The organism is Pseudomonas sp. MF09150 (assembly GCF_059862355.1).
Window position 1 is genome coordinate 255,313 of sequence record NZ_JCBCUS010000007.1, and the last position, 18,598, is coordinate 273,910.

General features: G+C 63.8%; 20 protein-coding genes. 5 read left to right on the plus strand and 15 right to left on the minus strand.

Features of this window, described 5'->3' with window-relative positions; translation table 11 throughout:
• Positions 1 to 15: 15 nt before the first annotated feature.
• Positions 16 to 669: an HAD family hydrolase gene (locus AC19YX_RS24845; protein ID WP_020295550.1), complete on the plus strand. Its 654-nt coding sequence runs from the start codon at positions 16 to 18 to the stop codon at positions 667 to 669.
• Positions 670 to 814: 145 nt separating this feature from the next.
• Here the strand turns inward: AC19YX_RS24845 and AC19YX_RS24850 are convergent, their stop codons facing one another.
• Positions 815 to 1,777: a zinc-binding dehydrogenase gene (locus AC19YX_RS24850; protein WP_078470759.1), complete on the minus strand. Its 963-nt coding sequence runs from the start codon at positions 1,775 to 1,777 to the stop codon at positions 815 to 817.
• Between the two features lie 138 nt (positions 1,778 to 1,915).
• Between AC19YX_RS24850 and AC19YX_RS24855 the strand changes: the two genes are divergently transcribed.
• A complete protein-coding gene (locus tag AC19YX_RS24855; RefSeq protein ID WP_177326754.1) occupies positions 1,916 to 4,000 on the plus strand; it encodes a carboxy terminal-processing peptidase in 2,085 nt (694 codons plus the stop codon).
• A gap of 134 nt (positions 4,001 to 4,134) precedes the next feature.
• On the plus strand, positions 4,135 to 5,946 hold the full coding sequence (locus AC19YX_RS24860) for a bifunctional diguanylate cyclase/phosphodiesterase (RefSeq protein ID WP_078470760.1): 1,812 nt from the start codon (positions 4,135 to 4,137) through the stop codon (positions 5,944 to 5,946).
• Here AC19YX_RS24860 and AC19YX_RS24865 read toward each other — a convergent pair.
• The 5 genes from AC19YX_RS24865 to bamJ form a co-directional block, all read right to left on the minus strand.
• Entirely contained in the window at positions 5,897 to 6,313 is a 417-nt protein-coding gene (locus AC19YX_RS24865) for an SEL1-like repeat protein (protein WP_500607244.1), read from the minus strand. The two genes, AC19YX_RS24860 and AC19YX_RS24865, sit on opposite strands and share 50 nt — an antisense overlap.
• A 1-nt stretch (position 6,314) precedes the next feature.
• On the minus strand, positions 6,315 to 6,686 hold the full coding sequence (locus AC19YX_RS24870) for a hypothetical protein (RefSeq protein WP_003179080.1): 372 nt from the start codon (positions 6,684 to 6,686) through the stop codon (positions 6,315 to 6,317).
• The gene (locus AC19YX_RS24875) at positions 6,683 to 7,024 is read right to left on the minus strand and encodes a helix-turn-helix domain-containing protein (RefSeq protein WP_043228752.1); all 342 of its coding nucleotides are present in this window, start codon (positions 7,022 to 7,024) and stop codon (positions 6,683 to 6,685) included. Before AC19YX_RS24875 ends, AC19YX_RS24870 begins: the two co-directional genes overlap by 4 nt.
• A 113-nt stretch (positions 7,025 to 7,137) precedes the next feature.
• Positions 7,138 to 7,593 (minus strand): YkvA family protein, encoded by a 456-nt coding sequence (locus AC19YX_RS24880; protein WP_020295557.1) that lies wholly within the window; start codon positions 7,591 to 7,593, stop codon positions 7,138 to 7,140.
• Positions 7,594 to 7,884: 291 nt separating this feature from the next.
• Complete coding sequence (gene bamJ, locus AC19YX_RS24885; RefSeq protein ID WP_020295558.1) at positions 7,885 to 8,598, minus strand: BamJ family beta-barrel-assembly machinery protein; 714 nt, start codon at positions 8,596 to 8,598, stop codon at positions 7,885 to 7,887.
• A 259-nt stretch (positions 8,599 to 8,857) separates the two neighbouring features.
• Here bamJ and AC19YX_RS24890 point away from each other — a divergent pair, with 259 nt between their 5' ends.
• Together AC19YX_RS24890 and AC19YX_RS24895 are read left to right on the plus strand one after the other, a co-directional pair.
• Positions 8,858 to 10,666: a di-heme-cytochrome C peroxidase gene (locus AC19YX_RS24890; RefSeq protein ID WP_500607245.1), complete on the plus strand. Its 1,809-nt coding sequence runs from the start codon at positions 8,858 to 8,860 to the stop codon at positions 10,664 to 10,666.
• Positions 10,667 to 10,694: 28 nt separating this feature from the next.
• Positions 10,695 to 11,831 carry a catalase family protein gene (locus tag AC19YX_RS24895; protein ID WP_500607246.1) on the plus strand — a complete coding sequence of 379 codons (1,137 nt, stop codon included), beginning with the start codon at positions 10,695 to 10,697 and terminating at the stop codon, positions 11,829 to 11,831.
• 17 nt (positions 11,832 to 11,848) lie between these two features.
• Here the strand turns inward: AC19YX_RS24895 and gspN are convergent, their stop codons facing one another.
• Genes gspN through AC19YX_RS24940 form a run of 9 tightly spaced genes read right to left on the minus strand, consistent with a single transcriptional unit; the run spans position 11,849 to position 18,593 of the window.
• Positions 11,849 to 12,520, minus strand: a complete 672-nt coding sequence (gene gspN / locus AC19YX_RS24900) for a type II secretion system protein N (protein ID WP_500607247.1) — start codon at positions 12,518 to 12,520, stop codon at positions 11,849 to 11,851.
• Positions 12,517 to 12,954: a type II secretion system protein GspM gene (gspM, locus tag AC19YX_RS24905; RefSeq protein ID WP_500607248.1), complete on the minus strand. Its 438-nt coding sequence runs from the start codon at positions 12,952 to 12,954 to the stop codon at positions 12,517 to 12,519. Before gspM ends, gspN begins: the two co-directional genes overlap by 4 nt.
• Positions 12,951 to 14,072: a type II secretion system protein GspL gene (locus AC19YX_RS24910; RefSeq protein ID WP_500607249.1), complete on the minus strand. Its 1,122-nt coding sequence runs from the start codon at positions 14,070 to 14,072 to the stop codon at positions 12,951 to 12,953. The genes gspM and AC19YX_RS24910 overlap by 4 nt, the downstream gene beginning before the upstream one ends.
• A gap of 8 nt (positions 14,073 to 14,080) precedes the next feature.
• Positions 14,081 to 14,671, minus strand: a complete 591-nt coding sequence (locus AC19YX_RS24915) for a prepilin-type N-terminal cleavage/methylation domain-containing protein (RefSeq protein ID WP_078470767.1) — start codon at positions 14,669 to 14,671, stop codon at positions 14,081 to 14,083.
• Positions 14,668 to 15,033: a type II secretion system protein gene (locus tag AC19YX_RS24920; RefSeq protein WP_201131958.1), complete on the minus strand. Its 366-nt coding sequence runs from the start codon at positions 15,031 to 15,033 to the stop codon at positions 14,668 to 14,670. The genes AC19YX_RS24915 and AC19YX_RS24920 overlap by 4 nt, the downstream gene beginning before the upstream one ends.
• Positions 15,030 to 15,479, minus strand: coding sequence for a type II secretion system minor pseudopilin GspH (gspH, locus tag AC19YX_RS24925; RefSeq protein WP_500607250.1), 450 nt, complete (start codon positions 15,477 to 15,479; stop codon positions 15,030 to 15,032). The genes AC19YX_RS24920 and gspH overlap by 4 nt, the downstream gene beginning before the upstream one ends.
• Positions 15,480 to 15,481: 2 nt before the next feature.
• Positions 15,482 to 15,925 (minus strand): type II secretion system major pseudopilin GspG, encoded by a 444-nt coding sequence (gspG, locus tag AC19YX_RS24930; protein WP_020295567.1) that lies wholly within the window; start codon positions 15,923 to 15,925, stop codon positions 15,482 to 15,484.
• Positions 15,926 to 15,942: 17 nt separating this feature from the next.
• Positions 15,943 to 17,145 carry a type II secretion system inner membrane protein GspF gene (gspF, locus tag AC19YX_RS24935; RefSeq protein ID WP_500607251.1) on the minus strand — a complete coding sequence of 401 codons (1,203 nt, stop codon included), beginning with the start codon at positions 17,143 to 17,145 and terminating at the stop codon, positions 15,943 to 15,945.
• A complete protein-coding gene (locus AC19YX_RS24940; protein ID WP_078470941.1) occupies positions 17,145 to 18,593 on the minus strand; it encodes a GspE/PulE family protein in 1,449 nt (482 codons plus the stop codon). The genes gspF and AC19YX_RS24940 overlap by 1 nt, the downstream gene beginning before the upstream one ends.
• Between the last annotated feature and the right edge of the window lie 5 nt (positions 18,594 to 18,598).

An 18,598-nucleotide genomic window follows, 5' to 3' on the forward strand; every position in this document is an offset into this window, starting at 1 on the left:
GAGAGACCTGCACTGATGGCCCTGGCAATTTTTGATCTGGACGAAACCCTGATTCACGGCGACTGCGCCACCCTCTGGAGCGAGCAGATGGGGCGCCTGGGCTGGGTCGACAGCGAGTCGTTCATGCGCCGCAACCACGAGCTGATGGACGCCTACAGCCACGGCAAGCTGGCGATGGAAGAGTTCATGAGTTTCAGCCTGGAACCCATGGCCGGGCGCACCCCGGAAGAAGTCGCTCACCTGGTAGGACCCTGGGTCGAAGACGTGATCGAACCGATCATCTACAGCGACGCCTGCAAGGCCATCGCCGCCCATCGCCAGGCCGGTGACCGGATCCTGGTGATCTCGGCCTCGGGCACGCACCTGGTCAAGCCGATTGCCGAGCGCCTAGGCATCGATGAAGTGCTGGGGATCGAGCTGGAAGTCACCCACGGGGTCTACAGCGGCAACACCGTCGGTACCCTGACCTACCGCGAGGGCAAGATCACTCGGCTCCTGCAATGGCTGGATGAAGAAGAGGAAAACCTCGAGGGCGCAAGCTTCTATTCCGACTCGCGCAACGATTTGCCGTTGCTGCTCAAGGTCGACCACCCCCACGCGGTCAACCCCGACCCGGTGCTGCGCGAACATGCCGAAAAAGCCGGCTGGCCGATTCATCACTGGAAGTAACCCAGCGCCTGATAGGGCCGCGGCTACCCTCTCTGTAGCCGCTGCCGAAGGCTGCGTTGCCCCTCGACAACGCCGCATCTCAACAGCGATTTCCCACCGCTCGACACCGCCAGGGCAGCCTCACGGCAGCGGCTACGAGTGACGGTCAAACCAAGGTGGGATCAATCACCAGCACCAGCTTGCCCGAGACCTGATTGGTCGCCAGTTCGGCAAATGCCGCTTCGGCATCCTTGATCGGGTAGGCCCTGGCCAGTTGCGGGCTCAGGCGCCCTTCGGCGAACAGGGGCCAGACGTGTTGGCTCAGGTCGCTGAACAAGTCTGCCTTGAATTGCTCGTCGCGGCTGCGCAGGGTCGAACCGAGCAATTGCACACGCTTGGCCAACACCTGGGCCAGGTCCAATTTCGCCTCGCGCCCCCCCATCAAGCCAATCAGTGCCCAACGCCCGTCACGGGCCAGCAGCTTGAGGTTGAGCGCGGCATAGTTGGCACCGACCGGGTCGAGAATCACATCAAACGGCGCAAAATCATTCAGGCCTTCAAGGCCATCGGTACGCACCACACCCCCCTGTGCGCCCAGGGACTCACAGTACGCCAGACGCTCGGCCGAACCGACGCTGACCCAACAGGGATTGCCAAAGGCCTTGCACAGCTGGATCGCCGCCGAACCGACGCCACTGGCACCGGCGTGCAGCAGAACCTTTTCCCCGGGCTTGAGCGCCGCCAGCTGGAACAGATTCAACCACGCCGTGCTGTACACCTCCGGCAAGGCCGCGGCCTCGGCCAGGGACAGGCCTTCCGGTACCGGCAATACATGACGGGCATCGACCACCACTTCCTCGGCCATGCCGCCGCCAGCCAACAGTGCACACACCCGGTCGCCGATCTGCCACGAGGCCCCCGGCCCCACCTCACTGATCACTCCGGAGCATTCCAGCCCCAGCACCTGGCTCGCACCGGGCGGCGGTGGATAGAGCCCGGCCTTCTGCAGCAAATCGGCTCGATTCAGGCCGGCAGCGGCCACCCGGATGCGAACTTGACCTACATCACACGCAGGGCTCGGCTCTTCAACCCACTCCACTTGACCTTCAACGCCTTGCAATGCTTTCACAGTGCCTCCATAGTGAGTCTGGACTGAGCCCGATGCTGTAGCGCCGGGCTTTTTGCATTATGCGACCGGCCCTTATGGAACCGGCGACTTCAAAGACGGCCTAATATGCGTTATCAATTGCCCCCGCGTCGAATCAGCATGAAGCATTTGTTCCCCAGCACCGCCCTCGCTCTTTTCATTGGTATTGGCCTGTTGCCGATGTCGGCCAATACGTTCGCAGCCAATAGCTGGGACAAACTTCAGCCTGATCGCGAAGAGGTGATTGCCAGCCTTAGCGTCGTCGAGCTGCTCAAGCGCCACCATTACAGCAAGCCTCCGCTGGATGATGCGCGTTCGGTAATTATCTACGACAGCTATATCAAGCTGTTGGACCCTTCGCGCAGCTACTTTCTGGCCAGCGATATCGCCGAATTCGACAAGTGGAAAACCCAGTTCGACGACTTCCTGAAAAGCGGCGACCTCAACGCCGGGTTCACCATCTACAAGCGCTACCTGGACCGGGTCAAAACCCGTCTCGATTTCGCCTTGGCAGAGCTGGACAAGGGCGTCGACAAATTCGATTTCACCACCAAGGAAACCTTGCTGATCGATCGCAAGGACGCTCCCTGGCTCAAGACCACCGCAGAGCTCGACGACCTGTGGCGCAAACGCGTCAAGGATGAAGTCCTGCGCCTGAAGATCGCGGGCAAAGAGCCCAAGGCCATCCAGGAACTGCTGACCAAGCGCTACAAGAACCAGTTGGCGCGCCTGGACCAGACCCGTGCCGAAGACATCTTCCAGGCCTACATCAACACCTTCGCCATGTCATACGATCCGCACACCAACTATCTGTCGCCAGATAACGCGGAAAACTTCGACATCAACATGAGCCTGTCGCTGGAAGGCATCGGCGCCGTGTTGCAGAGCGACAACGACCAGGTCAAGGTCGTACGCCTGGTGCCGGCTGGCCCGGCAGACAAGACCAAACAAGTGGCACCGGCAGACAAGATCATCGGTGTCGCCCAGGGCGACAAGGAAATGGTCGACGTGGTCGGCTGGCGCCTGGACGAAGTGGTCAAGCTGATCCGTGGCCCGAAAGGCACCCTGGTGCGCCTGGAGGTGATCCCGGCCAGCAATGCGCCAAACGACCAGACCAGCAAGATCGTGCCGATCACCCGCGAAGCGGTGAAGCTCGAAGACCAGGCGGTGAAGAAGTCGGTCCTCAACCTGAAACAGGACGGCAAGGACTACAAGCTCGGGGTGATCGAGATCCCGGCCTTCTACCTGGACTTCAAGGCCTTCCGTGCCGGCGATCCGGACTACAAGAGCACCACTCGTGATGTGAAGAAACTGCTGACCGAGTTGCAGAAGGAAAAAGTCGACGGCGTGGTCATCGACCTGCGTAACAACGGTGGCGGCTCGCTGCAGGAAGCCACCGAGCTGACCAGCCTGTTTATCGACAAAGGCCCGACCGTACTTGTGCGCAACGCTGATGGCCGCGTGGATGTGCTGGAAGATGAGAACCCGGGTGCCTTCTACAAAGGCCCGATGGCGCTGCTGGTCAACCGCCTCTCGGCGTCGGCCTCGGAGATTTTCGCCGGTGCGATGCAGGACTACCACCGCGCATTGATCGTCGGCGGCCAGACCTTCGGCAAAGGCACGGTGCAAACCATTCAGCCGCTCAACCATGGCGAGCTGAAGCTGACCCTGGCCAAGTTCTACCGGGTTTCCGGGCAGAGCACCCAGCATCAGGGCGTACTGCCGGACGTCAACTTCCCATCGATCATCGACACCAAGGAAATCGGCGAGAGCGCCCTGCCCGAAGCCATGCCGTGGGACACCATTCGTCCTTCGATCAAGCCTGCGGTAGACCCGTTCAAACCGTACCTGGCACAGCTCAAGTCGGAACATGAAGCACGTTCGGCCAAAGACGCGGAATTCGTCTTTATCCGCGACAAGCTGGCCCTGGCGCAGAAACTGATGGCCGAGAAGACCGTCAGCCTCAACGAAGTCGAACGCCGCGCACAACATGCCGACATCGAAGCCAAGCAACTGGCCCTGGAAAACGCCCGCCGCAAGGCCAAGGGCGAGGACCCGCTGAAAGAGCTGAAGAAAGAGGACGAAGACGCACTGGCCGCCGCCGAACCGGACAAGACCAAACCGGAAGACGATGCCTACCTCAGCGAAACCGGGCGCATCCTGCTCGATTACCTGAAGCTCAACACCTCGGTCGCCAAGCACTGACAATGATGGCAATTTAATGCTGACGCTCCTCGGAGCGTCATCAAACAGTCATCATTCTGTCGTGAAATAAAGGACCGGGCGCTGCTCTTGAATCAAGGGCTCGCCCGGTCCTTTTTTTTTCGACAGAGATTGCCATGACCACGACCGAACAGCTGAGTGCCTTGAGTTCAATCCTGGCTCAAAGCGGTCTGCACAGCCTGTTCCAGCCCATCATCAGCTTCTCCGAACGTCGAATCCTGGGTTATGAAGCCTTGAGTCGCGGCCCCTCCAACAGCCCGCTGCATTCGCCGGTAGCGCTGTTCGCCGTGGCCCGCCAGGCCGGACGCCTCAGCGAATTGGAAATAGCCTGCCGTCACAGTGCCTGCAAACGGTTCAGCGAGCAGCAACTGCCCGGCAAACTGTTCCTCAATGTCTCCCCCGAATCCCTGCTTGAAGCCGCCCACCAGCCTGGCCGTACCTTGCAACTGCTGGAGGACTTCGGTATCCCGCCGAGCCAGGTGGTCATCGAGTTGACAGAGCAGACGCCAATCGATGATTTCGGCCTGCTGCAAAACGCACTGCACCATTACCGCGACATGGGCTTCTCGATTGCCCTGGACGATTTGGGCGCCGGTTACTCTAGCCTGCGCCTGTGGTCGGAACTGCGTCCGGACTACGTGAAAATCGACCGCCACTTTATCGACGGCATTCATCAGGACGCGTTGAAGCGCGAATTCGTTGGCTCGATTCTGCAAATCGCCAGGGCCTCCCGGGCCCAGGTTATCGCCGAGGGCATCGAACTGGCGGAAGAATTGGCGGTGCTGACCGAGATGGGCGTCGATCTGATTCAGGGCTATCTGCTTTGCCGCCCGCAAGAGCAGCCCCCCCGGGACGCCCGCGCCATGCTGCCCAAGCACGAGAGCAGCACGGTAGCCTTGAGCGATGAAAGCCCCGACCTCAGCGCCCTGCTCAACGAGCAACCGGCAGTGGCGCGTAATACGCCGACCGCCACCGTACTCGAGGCCTTCCGCTCCCAGGCCAACCTGAACTCGCTGGCGGTGCTGGATGAGCGCGGCCAACCCTGTGGCATCGTGCACCGCCATTCGCTGTCCGATGCCCTGCTCAAGCCCTTCGCCACCGACCTGTTCGCGCGCAAGCCCATCAGCCGGCTGATGAACGACGACTTCTTGGCCGTCGAGCTGAGTCAATCATTGCAGCAGGTCAGCCGGCTGATCACCAGCCGCGCACGCCAGCGCATCGAAGAAGACTTCATCATCACCCTCAACGGCGGCTACCTGGGCCTGGGGCGGGTAATCGATGTGCTGAAACTGATCACCGAGCTGAAAATCCAGCAGGCACGCTATGCCAATCCGCTGACCCTGCTGCCGGGTAATGTGCCGATCCAGCAATGCCTGACGCGCCTGCTGCAACAAGGGCGGGAGTCGGTGATCTGTTATGTGGATATCGACAGTTTCAAACCCTTCAACGATATCTACGGCTACGGCCGCGGCGATGAAGTGCTGCTGTGCCTGGCGCAATGCCTGAACGATCGTGTTGACCCCAGTCGCGACTTTGTCGGGCATATCGGCGGCGATGATTTTTTGCTGGTGCTGGGCCCCGAGGATTGGCGCAAGCGCTTGAGCCAGCTCCTGGATGATTTCCACAGCCAGTGCCGACGCTTCTACCGCGCCGAACACCTGGAAGCCGGGTGCTTCATCGCGCCCAACCGCCAGGGCGTGCGCCAGGAATTCGCCCTGCTGTCATTGTCGATCGGGGTGGTGCATCTGCATCCAGAGGCCTGTGGACAACTCGACTCCAGCCAGCTCGCCGAGCTGGCCTCCCAGGCCAAGCACCACGCCAAGAATGTGCTGGGTTACAGCATCCATGTGATCGACAGCCTGGACCTGGCGGCCACACTCAGCGCTGAGGGAGTGCAGGATCCGGTGGATTCAGCTGCGCAAGCTTGAGCTCGGCCAACGGGTGCCCGGCCTTGGCCGCCATGATCCACCAGCGCGCGGCTTCGGCCGGGTCAGGTGCCTTGCTGGCTGTGCCGGCGAGGCTGATCACCCCGACCTGATAAGCGGCCTTGCCGTCCCCGGCCAACGCCGCCAGACGCAACAGGCGCACACCTTCCTCGCGAGCACCGAGCCCCTGGCCGCGAAAAGTCAGGATATGCCCGTAGAAGCTCTGGGCACCGACATCGCCGAGGTTGGCCATGCGCGCAAATTGCCCTTCCAGCCAGTGCCAACTGCGCGGTTGCCGCACCAGCCATGACCAATGAAACAACCGGCGCGCCAGCCAGTAGCCGAAACGTGCCTTGAGTCGCCAGAACATGTCAGGCCTCCGCTGATTCGGGGTACTCGTATTCGAACACCCGCACCACTTCCGAAGCATGCCAGGAGGCCGCGGCTACACCGTCGGACGGCCCGGAAAAACGCCCGAGACGCTCGACACACTCAAAAAAACCGGTGCGTGGCAGGCGACTGGCGCCCTGGCTGATGACCAGCGAACTGCGCAGCGGTTGTTCCGCGCGCGCATCCAGAGCCGCCAAGTGTTCGAGCGCGGCGGTCAGGGTCTGCATGGCGGGGCTGGGTAACTGCAGACGCTCAAGGAGCGCACGATAAGTAAGAAGATGACGCTGTCGACGGGCCTGATCCAGTTCACCCAACAGCCCATCCCAATGCTGACGACTGATCCTTACACTCACGGTTGCTCCCTCCACCCCGGCACCGTCAGTTCCCAGGCCAGGCTGCGGCGAATCGCAGCGTCGGGTAGACGCTCGCCGCTTTCAATCAGGGCCAGGTAAGACGGGCTGATGCCTACTTTGCGGGCCAGCGCCTCAATGGCGATGCCCTTCCCTTCGCGCAAACTGCGTAGTTGATCCAGGCCAGGAAGAACCTGGCCTGGTGCGGCCGCGTGGATGACGGAGTCCGGGCGCGGCGATGGGTCGGTGATCCCTGCTGCTGTCAATAAAGCCTGATACTGAGCCCATGGCACAACCGCATATTCGGGCTCGCCATCGCGTGCAATTATCTGAATATCCATTACTACCCCGTAGGACAACGACACTTAGCGAGTCGGACTTTTCCCTTGAAGTGTAATCCTAACAGTCGCCAAGGTCGCGGGGAGCATCATTGTATGGATCCGTTGCGCAGGATTCAGTCTTTCTTCGGAGCCTCGAGTTGCAATTGCTCCGGGGTATCGGGCAAACGTTCAACCACGGCGAGCTTCTCCGGCAGTTGGCGATTACGCCAAGCGCGGAAGGCATTGAGTTCGTCGTCCAGGGTTTTCATCACCCAGGCCAGCACGGCGATGTCGTCGATCATGCCGAAAACCGGAATGAAGTCGGGAATCGCATCCAGCGGGCTGAGGAAATACATCAGGCCAGCCACAATTGAAATCATCGACTTGGGGCTGATCGCCCGATATTCGCCACGCCAGTAGGCCAGGCACAAGGCCTGGAGCAGTCGCAGGTCGTCCTTGAGCTTGCCGAGGCGGTTGCCCTGACTGGCGCCTTTGCTCGCCACAGCGAACAACAGGGTAGGCAGGCGACCACGGCTGAGCAGCCTTCCGGCGAGGGGCAGGAAGCGGGAAAAATTCCACGGCGCTTTCATCTTCACTCCCACTGAAATGTTATCCACACAAATTGTGGATAACCTTGTGAACAGAGCTATTTTTCACGGCTGAAAGCCCCGTTTCATAAGGGCTGAGCTCAGATCGGGCGTTTTTTACTCACATAAAAAAACCCATTATTTCATTGACTTGGCAGCCTTGTGCGGCTACCCACTGCTTACCTCTTGATCAGACTGCGCCTTGCAGCGTCCGTTCGCATTTTTTACCAGCATCAAGCGCCAGATGCGACAACGCCCCGTCAAGCGGGGCGTTGTTTCAAACACAGACGCGTATTACTTGGCGGCGTCTTGCTTGGCTGGATCTTTGATACCCAGCAGTTCCAGCTCGAATACCAGCACCGAGTTGGCTGGAATCGCCGGGCTCGGGCTTTGCGCGCCGTAAGCCAGGTCGCTAGGGATGTACAGCTTGTACTTCTCGCCAACGTGCATCAGTTGCAGGCCTTCGACCCAACCCGGGATCACGCCGCTTACCGGCAGATCGATCGGGCTGCCACGCTCGACGGAGCTGTCGAACACGGTGCCGTTGGTCAGGGTGCCGGTGTAGTGAACAGTCACTACGTCAGTCGGCTTGGGCTGAGCGCCGTCGGCCTTCTTCAGCACTTCATACTGCAGACCGGAAGCGGTGGTGGTCACACCAGACTTCTTGCCGTTCTCTTCGAGGAATTTCTTGCCGGCTGCAGCCGACTCTTCGCTGACCTTGGCCATGCGCTCTTCTGCACGTTTTTGCAGGGCAGCGAAGGCTTCGACCAACTCGTCATCTTTCAGCTTCTGTTCTTTCTTGCCGACGGCATCTTCGATGCCCTGGGCTACCGCTTTGGAATCCAGATCATCCATGCCTTCCTGGGCAAGACTTTTGCCCATGTTCAGGCCAATACCGTAGGAAGCTTTTTGCGCCGGGGTTTTCAGCTCTACGCTGGTCTGCGAGTCACAACCCGCAAGTACCAGGCTAACCAGGGCCACCGCCGCCGCCAACCGATGCTGTTTCATGCTATTTCCTTGTTCATGCGCCAAAAGGGCAATCGAATAAAGCCGCGAGCTTATCAGGCGCCCACAACCAATGGCTACCGGCATGAGAGCAACAAACCCTGGATTAGTTCACGTCTTAAAGCGCATTTAATCAGCCTGCAAAGGCCAGGGCGGCACCCGCCGCCAAAGCCCGCGGGCGGCCTGATTACGCGATAATGGCGACTTGCCCAGCCTGGTGCCCTAGTGCATAAGGAAACAAAATTCGACAAGGATGTTTAACTTGCGCCTTTTCTACCGTGTATTGACCCTGATCGCACTGCTGCTCGGAATTATCCTAGCCGTCGTCCTGTACTACGTCGCCAACCCCAGATTGCCGGCCTATCAGCCGCCGCAACAGGTGCACTACCTGGAACAGTGGAGTGCTGCCGACCGCCAGACCTACTACTTCACCCCCCAGGGCACCCAGGTCAAAGGCCTGCGTTATGAGTGGTTCGGCGCCCTGGAGTTGCCGTTTTCCGAGCAGCGCTTCGCGGCGCCCGAGTACCTGGCGCGCTTCGGCTTCCTGGTGGACCCGGCGCAGAAAGCCACGCCGAACAACCCGGGCAATCTGCCGGTGGGTTTTGCCCGCCACCAGAACCCGGGCAACCCGGCGCAGTACCTGGACATCACCTGCGCCGCCTGCCACACCGGCGAGCTGCGTTTCAATAACCAGGCACTGCGCATCGACGGCGGTTCGGCCCAGCATGTGCTGCCCTCCAGCGTGCCGACCCTGCGTGGCGGCAGTTTTGGCCAGGCGCTGGTGGCCAGCCTGGCGGCCACCTATTACAACCCGTGGAAATTCGAGCGCTTCGCGCGCAACGTGCTGGGCGATGATTACGAGGCCCAGCACCAACAGTTGCGCAAAGACTTCAAGTTGTCGCTGAACAACTTCCTGCGCGTGGCCTGGAACGATACCCACCGGGGCCTCTATCCGACCGAAGAGGGACCGGGACGCACCGATGCCTTCGGCCGTATCGCCAATGCCAGCTTCGGCGATGCGATCACTCCCGATAACTACCGCGTAGCCAACGCCCCGGTGGATTACCCGCAACTGTGGGACATCTGGACCTTCGACTGGGTGCAGTGGAACGGCTCGGCCCAGCAGCCCATGGCGCGCAACATAGGCGAAGCCCTGGGGGTGGGCGCCACCCTGAATTTCTTCGACGCCAACGGCCAGCCGCTGCAGAACGAAGCACGCTACCCCTCAAGCGTCCGGGTGCGGGAGCTGAACCTGATCGAAGAAACCCTGCAACGCCTCAAGCCACCGGTGTGGCCGCAGGAGTTGTTCGGCGCCATCGACCTGGCGCTGGCGGCCAAGGGTCGCGCGCTGTTTAGCGAGAACTGCGCCGGCTGCCACGTGCCCCCCGTGACCCAGGTCAACGGCCGCCCGGTCCAGCAATTGAGGATGCTGCCGGTCGCAGTGATCGGCACCGACCCCAACAGCGCCAACAACATCGCCGACCAGCGCTACGACCTCAGCGCCCTGAAGTGGGACGCCGCGCAACTGGCCGCGTCCAATGTGCAACTGCACCCGACGCCCACCGAGCCGCTGGACATGAGCCAGCTGTCGGTAGCCAAGGGCCTGGCCTACGTCACCGCCTTTGTCGAGGAGCGCGCCTACCGCGATGCCAAGGTCACCCCCGAAGAGCGGCCCCAGCTCGACGGTTTCGGCCTGCCGATCGGCGTGCGCGAACTGCGTGCCTACAAGGCCCGGCCGCTGGCGGGGGTGTGGGCCACGCCGCCGTTCCTGCATAACGGTTCGGTGCCAAGTATCTATCAGTTGCTGTCGCCTCAGGATGAGCGCGCCACCACCTTCTATAGAGGCACCTTCGACTACGACCCGCGCCACCTGGGCTATCGCACCGAGGCGTTCGCCAATGGCTTTGTGTTCGACACCAAAATCAGCGGCAACCACAACAGCGGCCACGAGTTTCGCGCCGGGGCACGGGGCAATGGGGTGATCGGTCGCCTGCTGCAACCCGAGGAGCGCTGGGCCCTGCTCGAATACCTGAAGGTCCTGGGCGGGCCGCTGGAACCACAACTGCCATGATGATCGACTTCGTTAAAAGGATTGCCCCATGCTGATAACCCTCTGGCTACGCGTCGGTGCCCTGCTGGGCAAGACTCTGCTCTGGCTGCTGGGCCTGGGGCTGCTCGGCTGGGCCCTGTCCAGCGCCTGGTTCGCCTGGCACCACAGCGGCGCGGTCTCGGCCCAGGAGCAGATTCCGCCGGGCGAGGCGGCCATGACCCAGGGCATCATCCAGACCGCCGTGCGCATCGTCGACCAGCACCGCGAAGGCACGCGCTACCTGCGCGATGCCCACGCCAAGGCCCACGGCTGCGTCAAGGCCGAGGTCCAGGTGCTGGAGCAACTGGCCCCCGAGTTGCGCCAAGGGGTCTTCGCCGAGCCGGGCAAGACTTGGCAAGCGAACATCCGCTTGTCCAACGGCAATGCCTATCCGCAGTTCGACAGCATCCGCGATGCACGGGGCATGGCGATCAAGCTGCTCGACGTGGCGGGGCCACAACTGCTCAAGGAGCAACCGCTGCGCACCGAACAGGACTTTGTGATGTTCAACCATCCCAACTTCTTCGTCAGCGATGTGGCGGAATACGCGCAGAACGTCGCGGCCCAGGCGGACGGCAAGAAGGTCCTGGCGTTCTTCCCCGGCTGGAATCCGCGCAGTTGGCAGGTGCGTCATCTGTTTATCGCCCTGGCTACCCTGTCGCCCGCGCCTACCAGCCCGACCCAGGCCACCTACTTCTCGGTATCGCCCTACAAGTTCGGCAGCGCCAACGCCAAATTCCGGGTCGCGCCGGATCCGGCGAGTTGCCCGAGCTACGAACTGCCGGCGCAGAATCAGGACCTGCCCAACTTCCTGCGCAGCGCCCTGACCCAGCAACTGTCCACCGACCGGGTGGCGGCCTGCTTCGTGTTGCAGATCCAGCGCCAGGACCCGAGCAAATACATGCCGCTGGAAGACACCAGCATCGAGTGGCGCGAAAGCGATGCCCCGTTCGAGACCGTGGCCCGGGTCAGGATTGCGCCCCAGGATTTCGATACCCCGGCGCAGAACCTGGCCTGCGACAACCAGTCCTTCAACCCCTGGTTCGGCCTGGAAGAACATCGCCCGATTGGCGGCATCAACCGCCTGCGCAAAGCGGTGTATGAAGCCGTCAGCGACTACCGCCACAGCCGCAACGCCGAGCAGTGATCAGCGCCGCGCAGCCCTCAGGGTTTACCCAGGACCTTGCTGAAGGTCTGCGACGAGGGTTGCAGCCAGCGCGCCTGAACCAGCAGCGGGATGACGGCGGCGTCCGGTTCAACCCGCCCATCCACCTGCACGCGCTGGCGTTGCAGGTCGGCCTCGACCTTGAAACCGTGTTCGCCAGGCAGCTGCAAGTCTGCCAACAGTTGCAGCCCATCCCGGCATTGCAGTTCGATCCGGGTGCTGCCCAGGTTGATCTGCCATGGGCTCAGCAGCGCGAGCTCGCTGCCCAGTAATTCACCTTCAGCGCTGCGACAACGACGCCCGGCGCCATTGACCTGGAGCCGCCCCTGCCAGCGCCCGTCCAGCACCCATGCCGTCGCGGGCATCGCGCTGGCCGCACGCGGTGCCAACTGCACCTGCCAGTTCCAGGGCCAGCCGCGGACCGAGCCCTCCCAGAACCGTTGTTGAAACCCCAGGTTCAACCGCACCTCCCGCGCCCAGGGTCGGACCTCCCACTCCAGCGGCCCCAGGCTTGCGAACCGGGTCGCCCGGCCCTGCCACACACTGCCCGAGACCCCGTCGGGCTGCCATTGCGCTGGCCAAGGCACCTGGCGGGCGACAAAGGCTGCCGGCAGTTCCAGCAAAAGGGTCAAGGCAAACACCAGAACGCCCCAGGCGATGTGGCGGCTCATGCCCCCTCAACCCCGGCGGCCAGCTCCAGGCTGAAGACGTAGCTTTGCGCGCCACGCTCCAGGCTCCACTGCATCGGGCGCCCGCCCTGTTCCTGCACCGTGCGCAGCAACTGCTGCAAGGCTTGGGGACCGGGCAGTTCACCCTGCAACTGCCAGCGTTCGCCCTGGCGTTCGACATGGGTCAGGACCCACTGCCGCGAGGCGGCCAGGGCCTGCCAGTGTTCGTTGGAAAACACCGGGCGCGGCGCCAGGGTGCGCGCCTGCTGGGCCAAAGCCTGCCACTGGCGCGCCTCTTGCCAGGCCGCCAGCAGGGGCCGGGTCAAGAGCACCAGCAGCAACAGCAGCACCAGGGCCCAGCCGACCAGCACGCCATAACGCCGGGCCGGGGCCAATTGCTTGAAGCTGTCCAGGTACGCAAGCATCCGTACGCTCATGGCTGTTCCCCCAGATCAAAGCTCAACTGCAGGTCAGCGCCAGGGCCCTGGGGCTCGGCACGCCATTGCGCCCCGGCTGCCTGGGCCATCGCCTGCCACTCAGCTGGCTCGGGCCGCACCCCGCTGCCACTGAGGCCCACGCGCCAGCGCCGGCCGTCAAAATGATTGCTCGATACCGACCAGCCCGGCTGTTGTTGCAACCAGGCCGACAGTGCCTGCTCCAGGGTGACGATCTGCTGCTGACGCACCCGCCAGTCGGTGTCCTGATTCTGCAACCGCGCGAGCGCGCCCCGCGCCTGGAGCGGGCTGCTGGACGGCCCGGCCACGGCCTTGACCTGAGCCTTCCAGTCAGCGAGCTGCTGCCAGGTCTGCAGCAGATAAACCGCACCCCAGCAGACCGCCAGCAACGCGCAAGCAAGCAGCAAGCGGCGCTGCAACTCGGTCAATTGCAGAGAGCGACGCCCGCGGCCAGGCTGCGGACGCGCGCCCTCCAGCACCCCGGGCACCTGCTCCAACGCTGCCAGTCGCGAGGGCCAGGTGCCTGCAATCTGCTCCACGGGCAACTCACGCCAGGCCTGCGGCAAAGTCGCGCCCAGCACCTGTGGCCACACCAGCCACTGCCCGGGCTGCGCCTGGCCACCGCGCTTGAGACACAGCAACTGCTCGCGCTGCCAACACACGCCGTGCCCGGGTTCGGGCTGCGGCAACAATTGCAGCTCGGCCCAGCCCTGGGTGATCTGCACCCCCAGCGCCGCACATTCGGCCAGCCACTGCTGCACCTGCTGGCGCTGCATCACCAGCAGCTCGAGGTGCCCGCAATCCCGGGACAGACAACTGACCAGCAACTGCTCGGCAGGCTGTTGCCCATAGTCTTCGAACAATTGCGGCCACTCATGGCGCTTGAGCCCCGGGGGCGCCGGCAGGCAGAAATGGCTGCAATCGAGCGCTGGAATGATCAAGGCCCCGGGCAGCTCCAGATAGGCGGCCGGCGGCGGCCAGTCACCGCTGGATCGAGGCTGCTGCGCGGCGTAGTGCAGCCATTGCCAGCCAGCGTCGGCGCTGGTCGGCGGCCGCACCAGCAGCCACTGTCGCGGCTTGGCCCGCAGACGCTCAAACATGCTGCGACTCATGGCTGGGTGTCGGGCAAGGCGAAGGTACAGACATAAGGCGCTCCTTGGTGCTCGAACTCGATCCGCACGCCACGATTGGGCTGAGCGGCAACGGTGGAAGGAAAGGCCAGCCAGCGCGTGCCCTGATAAAAACTGAAGGTGGCCCGGTCGATGTTTTCCAGCGACTCACGCAACTCCCAGCGCGGCATGCCGGCCGCGTAAAGGTCGGCCGAGGTCAGGAGATTCAGGCGCCGTTGCCGGGGGTCGAACACCAGGCGCTGGCGCTGCACCCGGGATGTGGCGTCAGCCGCTGGCCAGGCGCCCAGTGCTACCCACTGCAAGTGGCCGAGCCCGGGTTGCCAATCCAGCCAGGTCAGCCCCAGTGGCAGACGCTGTTCATACAACTGACGCAGCACCAGGGCATCGAAACGCCGCTCCAGGGCCAGGCAGAACTCCAGCACCCGGGGCTCGCTGCCAGGCTCTTCAAGGCGCTCGCGAACCTTGATCCAGCCATTGACCAGGGCCGCCAGCAACACCCCGAGCACCGCAGTCAAGGCCATCGCCACCAGCAACTCGATCAGGGTCAGGCCGCGCTGCGCCGCCCTCATGGGCGCACCAGAAACAGGCTGAACCGGCCCAGGGGCTGGCGCTGCTCGGGGTCGGCGAACAGCGTCAGCTCCCCGCGCCGCAGGCGGTTGACCCCGGTGTTGCCCAGCGCCAATTGCCAGTGACAGGTGGTGTGGCCCTGGCGCAGTTCGCCACTCACCGCATTGATCTGCGGCCAGTAGCGTTCCACGCCAAAGCGCGCCTCCAGCTCCCGGGCGCACAAACTGCCGACACGGTGTTGCGCCACCGCTTGGTGGGTGGCGATGCGCTGGCGCAACAGCTGGCTGACCATCACCGCCATCAGTGCGGCGATCCCCAGGGCGACTGTGACTTCGAGCAAGGTAAAACCTCGTTGGCGCTTCATGGCTGGATCGCAATCTCCAGGGTGTTGTCGGCGCGCCATTGCCAGCGCTGGCTGCCCTCGGGCCAGCGCCAGGTCAAGGCCACGGGGCGGGCCAGTCCGGAGGGGGTGAAAATCACCTGCGGCTCGGCGCTGCGAGGCCAGTCGGGCTGCAACTGGGCCGGCCAGTGCGTGGAGCGTGCACCCTCGACGCGCCAGGCTCCCCGGCCCTGCGCCACCTGCCAGCGCACGAACTCCGGCTGCCGGCCGTTCCAGCGCAAGCCCAGCAGTTGTCCGCCATGCCGGGCCTGGGCGGCTTGGGTCCGGGCGTCATTGGCCAATTGCGCCAGAGCCTGGCGCATCGGGGCCTGGCCGGCATCCAGCGCAGCCACGCCGAGGGCGCTGAACAACCCGACGATCAGCAAGACCACCAGCATTTCCAGGAGCGAGAAACCGTCGCAGCGCGGCATGCCTAGAGGTCCCAGCTACCAATGTCGGCGTCGGTGCCCTCGCCCCCTTCCTGGCCGTCGGCACCCAGGGAGAACACATCCACCCGTCCATGCTGGCCCGGGGTGCGGTAGCGGTAGGCGTTGCCCCATGGGTCCTGGGGCAGGCGCCGGATATAGCCATCGGCGCGCCAGCTGCGGGGCAACGGCTCCACGCTCGGCTTGCTGGTCAGGGCCAGCAGCCCCTGCTCGGAGCTGGGGAAGCGCAGGTTGTCCAGGCGGTACATGTCCAGGGCCTGCTCGAGGGTCGCCAGGTCCGCCAGGACTTTCTGGCGCATGGCTTTGTCCTGGCTGCCCAGGACGCTGGGGGCGACCACCGCGATCAGCAGGCCGATGATAAAAATCACCACCATGATTTCCATCAGGGTGAAACCGCGCTCGCGGCGCTTGAACACACGATTGCCAGGCATGGCATGGATCTCCTTTTTCAGAAAGTAAGGCCTTGGTTGAGCTGCATGACCGGCAGCAGCACCGCCAGCACGATGAACAACACCACCGCCCCCATCAGCAGAATCATCAGCGGTTCGAACAGCGCCAGCAGCAGGTCGACCTGCCGCGCAAAACCGCGCTCCTGGTTGTCGGCAACCCGTTCGAGCATGTCGGGCAAGGTGCCGCTGGCCTCGCCGCTGGCCACCATGTTCAGCAGCATCGGCGGGAAATACCCACTGGCGCTCAGCGCCCGGTACAGGGTCACGCCGCCTTCGACCTGCTCGCGCACGGTTTCCAGAGCCTGGTGAATCTGCCGGTTACCCACGGTGGCGGTCGCCACTTCCAGGGATTCGAGCAACGGCACACCGCTGCCCAGCAAAATCGCCAGGCTGCGCGAGACCCGAGCGCTTTCCAGCACCGACAACAGCGTCCCGACCCGTGGCAGGCGCAATGCCAGGCGGTCGCGGCGCAAGCGCCACGGCGCCTGGCGCAGCAACAATCGGGCGCCCAGCCCCAGCACCAACGCCAGGGCCAACAACCAGGGGCCGAGCAGCACCAGGCCTTCGCTGGCGCCAATCAGCACTCGGGTAATCAGGGGCAGGCTCTGCCCGGTATGGCTGAACTGCTCGGTGAGTTTGGGCACCACAAAAGTCATGAGGCCGATCACCACCGCCAGCGACACCAGGATCAGCACCGCCGGGTACACCAGGGCGGTGCGGGCCTTGTGCCGCTGCTTCTGCACCTGCTCCAGGTGCTCGGCCAGCCGCTCCAGCACCGGGGCCAATTTGCCGGAGCGCTCGCCGGCCTCGACCAGTGCGCAATACAGGGTGTTGAACTGCCCGCCCTGGCGCCGCAGGCTCTGGGCCAGGCTCAGGCCTTCGCCCAGGGCACCGCGCACCGCCACCAGCAGGTTGCGAATCGCCGGCTCCGCAAGCTGGCGCTCCAGGGTCGCCAGGGCATCCACCAGGGGAATGCCGGCACTGAGCAAGGTCGCCAACTGCCGCGTCAGCTCGCACAGTTGCCCATGGTTCAAGCGTTGCCCGCGCGGGCTCGACAGGCTCCCGCGCTGCACCTGCAAGTCGCGGGCGAACAAGCCCTGCTCGCGCAGCAACTGCCGGGCATGGCGCTCGCTCTCTGCCTGGATGCTGGCTTTGCGGCTGCGCCCGAGCAGGTCCAGGGCCTGGTAGCGATAAGTCGGCATCAGTCACGCACCGCGCGCAGTACTTGCTCGAGGCTGGTCTGGCCCAGGCGCAGGCATTCGGTGGCCATGGCCGTGAGGCTCTGGCGCTTGTCCGCCAGGTAGTCGTGCATGGCCATTTCGCTGGCGCCGTCGTACAGCAGGCTGATCAGCCCGGCATCCAAAGTGATGAATTCGTAGAGCCCGATGCGTCCGTTGTAGCCGCTGCCCTGGCAGTCTTCGCAGCCCTGAGGGTGAAAGCTCTGCTCCAGCTGCGCCAGTTCCGGCCACAGCTGGCGCTCGGCAGCCTGCAACGGCACGGGGGTGGCGCAATGGCACAAGCGCCGCACCAGGCGCTGGGCCATGACGCCCTTGAGGCTGGAGGCAATCAGGAAGGGTTCGATGCCCATGTCGCGCAAGCGGGTCACGGCGCCCACCGCGCTGTTGGTGTGCAGGGTCGACAGCACCAGGTGCCCGGTCAGGCTGGCCTGCACCGCGATCTGCGCGGTCTCCTGGTCGCGAATTTCACCGAGCATGATCACGTCCGGGTCCTGGCGCAGAATCGCCCGCAGGCCACTGGCGAAGGTCATGCCGGCCCGGGGGTTGATCGCGGTCTGGCCGATGCCGGTGATCGCGTATTCCACCGGGTCTTCGACGGTGAGGATGTTGCACGAACCGTCGTTCAGCGCATTGAGGCTGGCATAGAGGGTGGTGGTCTTGCCCGAGCCGGTGGGCCCGGTGCTGAGCAGAATGCCGTTGGGCCGCGACAGGCAGGCACGCAGCGCCTGCTCGACCTCGGCCGGCATGCCCAGGTTGTTCAGGTCCAGCAGGTTGGCCTGCTTGTCGAGCACCCGCATCACCACCCGTTCGCCGTGGATGCCGGGCAAGGTCGAGACCCGGATATCCACCTCGCGACCGCCCGAGCGCAGGGTGATGCGCCCGTCCTGGGGCTGGCGCTTTTCGGCGATATCCAGGCGTGCCATGACCTTGATCCGCGACACCAGCATCGCCGACAGGGCCCTGGGCGGGCGCAGGATCTCACGCAAATGGCCATCGACCCGCAGCCGCACCACCAGGCTCTGCTCGAAGGTTTCGATATGGATATCCGACGCCCGCAAACGCAGGCCCTCGGCGAACAACCCGTTGATCAGGCGGATCACCGGCGCTTCGTTGTCGCTTTCGAGCAGGTCCTCGATCCGCGGCAACTCGCTGATCAGGCTGTCGAGGTCAACCTGCTCGCCGATCCCTTCGATCAAGGCCGCGGTGGCCGACTCCCCGGCCTGGTACAGGCTGCCCAGGCGCACTTCGTACTGGGCCGGGTCCAGGTGCTCGACCGCCAATGGCAGGCCATGAACCCGCAACACTTCCTGCAAGGCATCGGTGTCGACATCCTCGCGCAGCAAAAGGCTCCAGCCATCCTGGCCCGGCACCCGCGCCAGGCCGGCCTGGCGTGCCAGCCGATAGGGCAACAGGCTGC